At 43.2% G+C, this 11,678-nt stretch carries 6 protein-coding genes; 4 read left to right on the top strand and 2 right to left on the bottom strand.

All coding sequences use genetic code 11. The features are described from left to right. Window positions 1–66 precede the first annotated feature (66 nt). Window positions 67–1,929, bottom strand: a complete 1,863-nt coding sequence (locus QUB63_RS32610; RefSeq protein ID WP_332949525.1) for a tetratricopeptide repeat protein — start codon at window positions 1,927–1,929, stop codon at window positions 67–69. A 118-nt stretch (window positions 1,930–2,047) separates the two neighbouring features. On the opposite strand from QUB63_RS32610, the gene QUB63_RS32615 reads away from it, so the two are divergent. The 4 genes from QUB63_RS32615 (at window position 2,048) to QUB63_RS32630 (ending at window position 10,365) form a co-directional block, all read left to right on the top strand. Next, window positions 2,048–3,286: a pentapeptide repeat-containing protein gene (locus tag QUB63_RS32615; protein ID WP_332949526.1), complete on the top strand. Its 1,239-nt coding sequence runs from the start codon at window positions 2,048–2,050 to the stop codon at window positions 3,284–3,286. A gap of 171 nt (window positions 3,287–3,457) precedes the next feature. Beyond that, window positions 3,458–4,690 (top strand): DUF4159 domain-containing protein, encoded by a 1,233-nt coding sequence (locus QUB63_RS32620; protein ID WP_332949527.1) that lies wholly within the window; start codon window positions 3,458–3,460, stop codon window positions 4,688–4,690. A 145-nt stretch (window positions 4,691–4,835) separates the two neighbouring features. Next, window positions 4,836–7,139: a hypothetical protein gene (locus QUB63_RS32625; RefSeq protein ID WP_332949528.1), complete on the top strand. Its 2,304-nt coding sequence runs from the start codon at window positions 4,836–4,838 to the stop codon at window positions 7,137–7,139. Then, window positions 7,123–10,365, top strand: a complete 3,243-nt coding sequence (locus tag QUB63_RS32630; protein WP_332949529.1) for a COG1470 family protein — start codon at window positions 7,123–7,125, stop codon at window positions 10,363–10,365. The genes QUB63_RS32625 and QUB63_RS32630 overlap by 17 nt, the downstream gene beginning before the upstream one ends. A gap of 425 nt (window positions 10,366–10,790) precedes the next feature. On the opposite strand, the gene QUB63_RS32635 is transcribed toward QUB63_RS32630, so the two are convergent. Further along, window positions 10,791–11,678 (bottom strand): hypothetical protein (locus tag QUB63_RS32635; RefSeq protein ID WP_332949530.1); only part of this gene is annotated, 888 nt, incomplete at its 5' end.

The following is an 11,678-nucleotide window of genomic DNA, read 5'->3' on the forward strand; positions in this document are numbered from 1 at the left end:
TTCGTAATAGATAGTCGAGGGGAGAGTTTAGGGTTGAGGGTGTTGAATTTTTGCTCTGAATTTCGGTCAAATTGGTGTCTTGAATTTTTCTAATAACAAATCCCTCTGTTGCTGAGCTAACTCGTAATTGGGATTAATGTTTAAAGCTGCTTCAAAGGCTTCGAGAGCTTCTCGATCGCGCCCCATTCCTGATAGCGCTAAACCTTTACCAGTGAAAACATAAAAGTTGTTGGGGCTGATGCTGCTAGCTTTTTCGTAAGCATTTAATGCTCGATCGTACTGTTTCAAAGTTACCAACACTACAGCTAGATTGTACCAAGATTCAAAGGACTTAGGGTTAAGTTTAATGCCCTGGTCTGCGGAATTCAGTGCCTTTTGGTAATCCCTCGCGTTCCATAATGCTACGCTTTGGTTTGCTAAAACATCAGCACAGTAGTTTTGTGCGGATTCTAAAACTTTTTCGTAGCCTTTCAAAGACCATATTCCTAAATTGTTTGGGTTATACAAAATATTATTACAGGTTAAATTAGCTTGAAAATTAATCTCGCTGTCTAAGGCTTTTTCGTAAGCTTGAATTGCTAAAATATCTTTCCTTAATGTACTGAATATTCGGCCAGTGTTGAACCATGCTTGAGTGTATTTTGGACTTATTTCAACTGCTTTTTGCAGGGCAAATAGGGCGAATTGATACTTTTGTAAATACCACAAACTGACGCCTTTGTTGTTCCAAACTTCTGCCATATTTGGATTAATATTAATAGCTCGTTCGGCGGAAGAGAGCGCTTCTTGGTATTGTCCCAGTCCGATCGAGGCACTGCTGTATTGATTCCAAGCATAAGCGGGATTTTTATCTCCCCAATTGCCATCTCCATTCATCGCACTATCGCAGGCGTTGAGTGCTTCTTTGTAGTTGGCTAAACGATTGAGTGTCGCGCAGCGATTGACTTGAGCTAAAGCAGATTTAGGATTGATTTGAATGGCTTTGTTATAAGAAGTCAGTGCTTTTTCATTTTGCCCCAGTTTTTCAAAGAGAATTCCTTGGTGCGTCCAGACAGTAGCATCCTTGGGATTAATCGCTAAAGCTTGTTCGTAAGATGCGATCGCGTCTAATATTTTTCCCGCTCTTTGTTGCGCTGTAGCGCGGTTGGTAAAAGCTGGTGCCGGTAGCGCATAGATCGCGCGATCGCAAGCCGCAATTGCTGCTTCCTGTCTCCCTAAATCTGATAGAGTGCCGCAGCGTTCTACTTGGGCGAGCGCATCATCTGGATTAATACTTAAAGCTCGATCGAACGATGTTAAAGCTGTTTCATTTTGCCCTAACTTTCTTTGCACTAAACCTCTATTATACCAGGCGATCGCCGGTGTTGCATTGCCCCAATTGCCATTTACTCGCAATGCTTTTTCCTGAGATGCGAGTGCTTCATCATACTTACCCAATTGATATAATGCTTCGCCGCGACGAGTCCAAGCTAAAGAGTTTTTGGCATCAAACCGCAGTAAAAAATCATAGGAATTTACCGCTTCGGCGTATCGTTTTAGCTGCAAGAGAGCATTGCTGCGACTCAACCAAATCTGGCGGTTTTTGCTGTTTGGTTTGAGGGCGATCGCTCGTTCGCAAGCTGCTAGTGTTTCTGCATAGTTTTGTTCGCTTTCTAACACCTGACACTCTGCCGCCCAGAATTTAAAATCTTTTAAGTCAAAGTTGCCCGATCGCGCTTGAGATAGCAGTCGATCGATCGAGTAAGCTGGATTATCCCCGACCGCCAACGAGCGAGGTACACCCCCCTGACCGGGTTCCTGTAGCGGTAGCATTAATGTTGCCGTTACCCAAATCAACTTGTATGAAGTACGACCCTCAAGGGCTGTATTTATTAGATGTTTAATAGCGAAAGCTATGAATCGCAGCAATTCAGCAGATATTTTAAACATATAATATTTCAGCCCAGTGCAGAAACTGAGAATTTTTTTCAACAACTTTTAAACTAATTTATAGCAGAGTTGATTTTTTGCAAACAAAGTAATACAATTTTTAACAATAAGTTTTACTATGTTAGCTCAAATCATGAGAAGCCAAATTTCGATCGGCTCCTTAACGGCGATCGCGGGGCTGTACCTGTTGGGAGTGGGGACAGCAGCGCGATCGCAAGATACCCCAGCGGTGCAACGGCTGCGAGAAACAAGAAACTGTGCGGGATGCAACCTCAGCAACGCCAACCTGGCAAATACCTACCTGCACCAAGCCAACCTGAGAAACGCCAACTTGGGTAATGCTAACTTGAGTAATGCCGACTTAAGCGGTGCTTACCTGAGAAATGCCAATTTGAGAAATGCTAACCTGCGCGGTGCCAACCTCAAAGGTACTAATTTAATAAACGCCGATTTGAGAGGAACAAATCTGAGAGATACTAAACTTAACGACGAAACCGAAATCGATCGCAAGTGGCGAATTATCTGGGAAATTGCGAATCAACCAGCCAGCGTTCTCGATCTGCGTCAAGCCGATTTAGAAGGTGCGAACTTGAGCGGACTAAATCTCAATCAAATTAACCTAGAAAATGCCAATTTAATCGGTGCCAACCTCAGCGGCACTAACTTACAAAATGCTAACTTAAGTAACACCAACTTATTGCAAGCAGACTTGTTTGTTGCCGACCTGAAAAATGCCAATCTCAGCAATGCCAATCTCGCTAAAGCAAACCTCAGTCAAGCTAACCTCGATCGAGCCAATCTCACTCAAGCCAATCTCCGTCAAGCTAACCTCAATAGCGCTAACTTGCGCGACGCCAATCTGAGCAACACAAACCTAATTTCTGCCAATTTCAAAGATGCGGACTTGACGGGAATTAATTTGAATGGAGCCAACTTAAACAACGCTAATTTATTTAATGTCAGCCTGAGAAATACTGACTTGGGCAGCAGTAACTTGCGGGGTGCTAACCTCAGAGGCGTGAATTTTAGGGGAGTTAACCTCAGAGGAAGCAAACTGGGTCGAATCAATTTAAGTGACGTGAATTTGAGCGGTGCAGATTTAAGGGGTGCAGATTTAAATGGGATTAATTTGCAAAAAGCTATCTTGACAAAAGCCAATCTTAGAGGAGTGAATCTCAGAAATGCTAACTTGAGGAATGCCGATTTAAGCGGTGCTGACTTGAGCGATGCTGACTTGAGCGGTGCTAATCTGAGTAAGGCCGATTTAAAAGGAGCAAATTTAAGTGGAATTAATTTGAGCGCTGATACTAATTTATGCGATACAATTATGCCAGATGGCAGTCAACACCGCTGTTGATTGTCTGCTGCTTTTGCACCGGAAGAATATCTAGATTTTTTTTAACCGCAGAGTGCGCACAGGACGCAGAGTACGCGGGCGACAGAATAGATAGATAATTATAGGGTGCAAATAAAGTAAAATAGAGCGGAAAATATTTCGCTGTTTGTTCATTCTGAATTTTGCCTAAACATGAATCATCAATCTTTTCCAATGCCGCCGATCGCTCCTTTTAAACGCCTTCATATTTATGACGGTTTGATGATGAATAGTGAACGGTGGTTGTTGGCGCACGATTACCACCGCCGCCGCCAAAACCTTCACTATCAATCGCTCAATCAGCCGGGAATTGTTTGCGGATTGGGAGTAAGATTAATCGCTCCACCGCCTGAAGTTGCAGCAAAATTTCGCGATGGGCGTTGGTTGGAAATTCAACCAGGAATTGCGATCGATGTAGAAGGAAATCCTATCGTTGTTGACGAAGCTACCGATCGAAGATATCGAATTAAAACCGAAGCACCTGTAACCGGAAATCTCACAATTTACTTGGTGGTTAAATATGAAGAATCTAAAAAGCTCGAACAACAACAAAATACAGAAGTATTGCTAGAATGCTTTCGATTTGATGAAAGCACTCATCCAACAGCCGAAGAAATAGAATTGTGCCGGATCGAATTGACACCCGGTACGGTTAAACTAGAAAATCCAGTAGATGTTTTATTTCCTTCATTTAATCAGTTAGATTTACGCTCCCGCATTCAAGCCCAATCCCGACCTCAAGCAGTAATAAAAGTTGCTCAGTTGAAACACAAAGAGACAAATGATGAGTACAATACTGCCAAGCAAAATTTGAGCGCTCTCTACCGAGAGAATCTCTCTTTTTTAATCCAATCTGTAACCGCACTTTACCCGCATTTGCAAGCAGAGACAGAAATCGAACAAGCCAGCTTGGAAACGTCAAAATCCGTCGCTCCTTCTGTCGAACCTTACGATCTGCTTTATCTCGCCGATTGGCAAATAGTTGAATTAAACCATCGAGAAATTTCCACGATAGAGACTTATTTAACAACAGGTGGCATCATTTTAATTGAGTCTCAAACTAATAACGAATCCCTAGTCAAGGACATCAAGGAAATCGCAGACAAGGAGCTAAACATTGATTTGAAACCTTGGCAAGAATTGAGTCGCGCTCATCCTCTAAAAACCCAACCTTTTTTATTTGCTGCTCTACCAAATATTAATCAATCCCTTCTACAAGTTTGGCAAGGCGGTGGAATTATTTTAGTTACCGGCACTTTGTCCAATGCTTGGGGATTAGATGATGAATTGCTGAATCGAAATGACATCCGTACTGCTCAAGAGTTAGGAATCAACTTCCTGCATTTTGCCCTGCGCCGGCGTCAGATGACGCAGTTGATACAGTAATGATGAAGTGAGGCGGGCGGGTTTATTTATCCCTTGAGTTAGTTTAAAATATTTTTGGGCGATACCCCTCCTACAGTACAAAAAAACTTGCACTACCGAAGCTACCGGACAGGATATAATTATTAATTACATGGGAGACCGAAAAGTGTCAGATAGTGTTAAAGCTGTCGTTTCAAAACGGGAAATCAGATCGATCCCAGATATCGCCACTGAATCTGCAGATCGAACTGCCAACAATGAGAATGAATTTGATGTAACTGTAGTCAACGAAAGCAGCAAATTTGCCAGTTTTTACATCGAACTATCAGCAATTGGAGCCGATGCAGAATCCAATGTTAAATGGTACAGCCTTGAACCCAATGTTTCCACCAAAAAACCACCGGGCGCTCGCACCACTTTTCACGTTATTGTCACCAAACCGCCAATCCCCGTTTGCGATGCAACTATTGAACTAACTTTAAAAGTATTTTCAGTAGAGTATCCCAATATATATAACAGTCAAAAAATTAACTTAATAGTTGAAAAAGCACGGAAACCTTTAAGATTAGATCTGCCGATTAAAGAATTCAAAGTTTTGCCCGGGGAAAAAAAAGAAATTCTAGTTAGAGTCCATAATTACAGCCAAAAAGCCGCGGAGGTAAAACTCACAATATCTGGCTTAAATGCCGAATGGATGATTCAAGGAACCGAAAAAAAATTGCAAATAGATGCGGGAGAGTACCAACAAACAAGTTTTTGGTGTCAGCCAGCAGAAAATACTCGGGATATCAGCGGCAAATATAATTTCGCGATCGAGGCCAAATCCGACACTAGCAACTACACAACCCCCAAGGAAGAAGGTGTTTTAGAACTTTTGCCGCAAGGAACTGTAGAGTTTATTTGTAAAAACAAATTGCAAAGAATTCCGGTTTTCAAAGTAAAAGGTGCTAAAAAACAATTTAAGTTTGCCACTTACGAATTGGAATTTACCAACAACAGCAATTTATCCCAAGAAATCCACTTAAAAATTTCCGAACCAGATGTACGGCAATGCGGTTTAAAGATACCCAGTCCCGTAGAACTTGCTCCCGGTGAAAGCAAACCGATATATTTGGTGGCGAAAAAGCGACGACCTTGGTGGTGGCTGAAACAAAGACTATTATTTGAAGTATCGCCGATTTTAACTAATCCCGATACAGCAGAACCAGACCCACAAATTCGTTCAAATCCCAACACCCGAGTTTTAGAACTGCAAATTTTACCGATTATTCCATTTTGGCTGCAACTACTTGGATTACTTTTACTGCTGTTGCTAGTTTGGTTGTTGTGGTATTTAAATCCCCAAGATTATCATCAAGGCCCCGTTCATTCTGTACGTTTGATTGGCAATGGTGGCTTAGTTGTCAGCGGTTCCAGCGACCAAACTATTCGACTTTGGCAAGTCGATCGAAACCCTTGGCAACTGGATGCGCGCCGTCTTAAATATGAAGGTTTTATCGCTGAAAAAACCGAAAAATCCGTGCGCGTCATTCACCAAAGTCCCAGAGAAGATTATATTATTGCCTCGGGATTGGAAAGTGGCGATATTAAACTTTGGAACGTATTATCAAAGAAAGAGCCGCGGCAGATTTATCAGGGAACAGACCGCGTTTTTGCTCTAACTTTTAGCAAAGATTCTCGCTATTTATTCAGCGGGCATGGAAGTGGAGTTGTGCGCAAATGGTATCTAGACGCCCCTAAAATTAAACCTCAAATTGCCGACAGTCGCTTTACTATTTATGCGCTGGCTATCAGCGAAAGCCGGCAAAAACCTAATGTGCTAGTTGCGATCGCCGGACGGTACAATAAATTATCCTTGTGGGACTGGTTCAATCGCCGAATTTACGAACTCGAATATGTCGGGCAAGATGGGCAAGAAGATAAAAATTTTTCTCCCATAGTCGGTCAAAATCAATACATCGATAGTTTAGCGATCGCCGACAGTCAAAATTTATTAGCTGCGTCTGATAACCAAGGATATATTAGTTTGTGGGACATGGATAGCATCCGCCAATGTATTAATAATTCTGCCGCAGCACTCGCAAACAACAGCGAGATCGGTCAGCCAAAAACAGATGCTTATGGAAATATAATTATTTCCTTAGACTGCGACGATGCTCTGCTCGATCGGTGGCATCTAGGTAACAACAACCCACCCGTTAGATCCGTTGCCTTAAGCCAAAATGGTTGCTACCTAGCCAGTGGAGGGGATGACGGACGAGTCGTACTTTGGCCCTTGGAAAACCGCAGGAGAGCGTCTCAATATCGAGATGGAAAAATCATCGCCGAGTTTCAGGGTGTCAGGCTCAACAGCGTTGACATTAAAGCATTAGATGATAACCTGTTGATTGCCACCGGGGATGATAAAAATCGAGTCAGATTATATCGTGTTAATGGGAGCGACGAAAATAACAATGCAAAGTGCCAATAACCCTCTATTTATCGAAGACTTTTCGGTTGAAGCGAATGAAATTACGCGAGGAGCGACTGCTAAACGCGACATAATTGTCAAAAATTTAGGCGATAAAAAAGCAGACATCGTTATTTGGATTGCCGTGGGGGATGCCAAAGCCGAACCTTTGCTACGTTGGTGTAATTTTAGCGAAAAGAATCCGCTAAAATTAGAGCCAAAAGATGAGCGCAAAGTCACTTTATTGTTTGAAGTGCCAGCCCAAGCAAACCCCGGTTTATACAACTATGAGATTTTGATCGAAGCTCCCGTTCAATACCCCGACAAATTATTTCGTCGCCCCCAACAAATACGGGTTTCGCGTGCGGCCGATCGCGATGGAGAATGGGACACAGAGCCGGGATTTACCCTGCAACCGTTAACCAGTTCAACTAACCCTTATCTCCTCCAAGTAGGAGACAAGTTAGAAGTCAAAGTTACCGTAAGAAACCGTTCTAAAAGAGTCGATCGATTTTATTTAATTTGTCCTGAATTAACCCACGACTGGTATAGCGTCCGCTATCCAGAAAGCAGCATCGAAACGGCAGGTTTGGTACAAGAAACCGATGGGTTACAACTCAACCCTGGCAACGCAGGTGAAATCACTCTAATTTTGCATCCACCTCACTTTACTACCGCTGGCAATTACTTTCCTACCGTCCGCTTGATCTCCAGAAACCGAGAAGATTTAGTTTTGCTGGATCTGGTATATTTGCAACTTCTTGCCGATGAAACATTGGATGTCCAACTGCATCCGCTTTCGCTGAGAATCCCGACGGAGAATGGAGTATTTGAAGTTAAGTTAACCAACCAAGGTAATATTACTCGCGAAATCGCGATCGCAGCTAGCGATCGCGATCGGCTTTTTAACTATACCCCCGAATTTCCTGCCGTACTCCTATCGCCCCAAGATAGCAGCAATATTCCCTTTAAAGTACAACCCCGCAAGTGGTGGCGGCGTCCTTTCTGGGGAAAAGCATTAGAATTTAATTTTGAAATCCAACTCGAAAATAACCCCGTTTCTCTTCTCCCCGAAACTCTCAAACCTCCAGCACTTCCCAAGGACTTACCTCAAGGAACTTTAATCTGGGAACCGCGTCCTTGGTGGCAAGTTTTGCTGCCTATTTTACTATTGTTATTGCTGTTATTGGGATTGATTTCAGTTGGTGCATTTCTATTTTGGCAGAAAGCTTACATTCTACCCAAAATCAACCGAGTGGAACCAGTCGCAAAAGTTTATCAAGAAATAGCAGCCAAGCCGGTTAATTTAAATTTAACCCTGAGTAACTGGCGCAGTTGGGAGTTTAAAAATTGGAGATTTCAACGCAACAGCAAACTCTCGACGGTAAAAATTATTCCCCAAAGTCGTGCAGGCAATGATAAAATTATCAGTTACAACTATAACGACTTATTGAAATTTTGCCAGCAGGTGGGCGAGGGACTAAACTGCAAAAATATACCGACTGAAACCAAACAAGCAGGTGAGTATACGTTTAAAATCGAAGTTTATCCCCTAGGTCAAAATAAACCTTCAGATGCTAAAGAAACCGATTCGATTATAATTGAACCGATCGCCACGCCAAAAGTTATTCAATTTTCATCGAGCAAGTCAATTTACCGAGAAATTATCGGAGAACAAGTGCTTCTAAATTGGAAAATCAGCAACCCCGATCGCATCCTAAACATAATTATAACTCAGCAAAATAATAACGCTTCGCCTGTCAAGAAAACATTCATTTACTGCAATCCTCAAAACTCGCAAACTCAAGAACTGCAACCGAAGACTAACAGTATCGAAAAAATCAACAATCGAGAATTTCTCGTTTGCCAAGGCGTAGCTACAAATGTTACTCAACCCGGAGATTATACTTTCAAACTCGAAGTATTTTCCAAGCAAAATCCCACCCAACCTTCAGATACCAAACAAACCGATACGATCGCCCTTCAGCCTTCGCCTATTCCCAAAGTCCTCGACAAAATTTTACCTAACAAAGCCAATTATGAATATAAAGAACCCGTGTTTTTAAATTGGCGGCTCAGTCACCCCAGCCAAATCAAAGAAATGAGAATCATTCAACAAGGAAGTGATGGTTCAATGATGCAAAATACTTTGCCGCTGAGTCAATGTAAAATTCAGCGATCGAGTCCTTCGATCGCTCAGCCAAATCCTCCTGCAAGCACTGAACCTGCGAATAACTTAGATGTAGATATTGTTACCTGTGAAAATATCCGCTTTACACCTACCGCAGCGGGAAGTTATACTTACAAATTACAAGTATTTTCCCTGCAAAATCCTAACCAACCCTCAGATACTCAAGAAACAGATAGCATTACAGTTCAACCCTTACCCGTACCGAAAATTACCGACATTTCCTCGACTAAACCCTTGTATGAAGCTGCTAAAAAAGAACAAATTTTACTCAATTGGAAAATTAGCGAGGCAGATCGAATTCGAGAATTAAGGCTGATAAGTTTAGCTCCTGACGGTTCGGTTAACAGCCCCTTACAGCGTTATCCTATTAATAATACCTTGCCGCTACAACTAAGAAACTTTTGTACTTTAACAAATAACTTGATTTGCCAAAACCTGCCGACAGGTGCCAAGCAAGCGGGTGATTACACGTTTAAATTGACCGTAATTCCCGATCGAGCAGAGGGAGACACAGAGATTGCTAAAAACACGCCAACTGTTAAAATTAAACCCGTACCGCCCCAGCCGCCCAAGCCAGCTACTCCCGTCAATATTGTTTATTTTAAAATCAACGGTCGGGATGTTAGCGAAAAGCCGAAATACGTTTATGAAATTAATAAAGACAGAAAACCCGTCGATATTATTGTATCTTGGAAAGTAGGAGATGGTGAAGATATTAAAGTTGAATTGTTGCCGTTTGGAGATGTTCAAAAACCCGAAGGCGCTAAAACTTTGACGCTGAGTAAGCCTCCCAGCAGCATCACGATCGCGCTGAAAGTAACTAATAAAGCTGGCGAACAAAAAACCCAATCAGTGACGATCGACACCGTTGAATTCAGCCGCTTAACTCAACCCCAAACACCTACACCCGGAGGAAGCGCACCCGGAGAAACTGCACCCGGAGGCCGCGCGCCCGGAGGCCGCGCGCCCGGAGGAACCCCACCCGGAGGTGCTGCACCATCACCTTCTAATCCAGATAGACTGTCGCCAATTGAATTGCCGCCTAAAGCGGATTGATGTTTGTGTAGGGTGCGATCGCGCCGATTGACTAAACGTTCGGTTAGACGGAACTTATCCCTCTTTTGTCACTTGAGGATGTTGGGCGGAGTGAAACGGAGGGTTCATGCTTCAACCCAACCTACGGGCGAGCTGAGGGCCCTATATCATGAAGTCGAAAAAGAATTTGTATCAGACACGGTAGCAATTATATGGATTAAGAATGATATATCGTTATCATCTACACCACTAAAACACCACACATTTTTACGTCCCGCAACAGGTGTAGGCTCATTTTGGTACTTTAAGGAGCCAAGTGTGAACTTTGGTTTAGTTTCCGAACATCTACTCCAAGAGATTAAAGCGCCTTCAACATCCGTGCTCTCGATCTGCTCAACTATTGTTGAGCCTTCTTTCTCTATAAAAAATGTAAAAAGCATAATTACTTAGTTTCTCGTGGCTGGCTTTTGGCTTTTCTGAGCGTGGTTTTCTGAAGCTCTAAGATCATTTTCTGCCTTCTTGAGCGCTTTATCTATCTTGTCTATCTGTTCCTTATCCTCAGGGGTTTTGTTTGGCTTACTTCTAAGAGCATCTCTCTGTCGTCTTATTTCTTCAACCCTAGTTTTTTGATTCTCAATGACATCTTTACTCTTCTTCCGACCAGTTTTCGACATCGTGTCAAGATCTTCTTGATTGTCGTCTTGATTCGATGGAGCTTGAAGTGGCTCACCAGTCACACGATCAATTGCTGGAGTGTCAGGCTGATTGGCTGGAGCTTGAACTGGTTCGCCAGTTGTTGGATCAATCGCGGGAGCAGGGTTCTGCCCTTCTTGCTCAGGTAATTGGGCTGGGGAGGGATTCTGATTCGTGGGCTGCTCATTCATTGTTGGAGTTAACCAATTGGCAAGTTGCCTACCTATTGTTTGTGTATACTCAGGCTTGGATGGATCAGCCCATAAGGAAGTCAGGGCTTGATCAGTAGAAGTTAGCTTTTTGGCTATCCCATTTGAAATTGAGTAGTCACCCTTGTCATCTCCTGTAATTTTCTGACCCAAATAATTGACACCTTTGTCAAGCCCTATGCCAGCAGCGATACCCGCAGCGCCAGCAAGTGCAACAGGAAGTATTGCTCCAGCACCTAAGCCACCCGCTGTAGCTGCTGCACCTTCGGCTGCAACGACTCCAGCACCTTCGGCTGCAACGACTCCAGCACCTTCGGCTGCAACGACTCCAGCACCTTCGGCTGCAACGACTCCAGCACCTTCGGCTGCAACGACTCCAGCACCTTCGGCTGCAACGACTCCAGCACCTTCGGCTGCAACGACTCCAGCACC

This window comes from Microcoleus sp. ARI1-B5, assembly GCF_036705795.1.
Taxonomy (GTDB): Bacteria; Cyanobacteriota; Cyanobacteriia; order Cyanobacteriales; family Microcoleaceae; genus Microcoleus.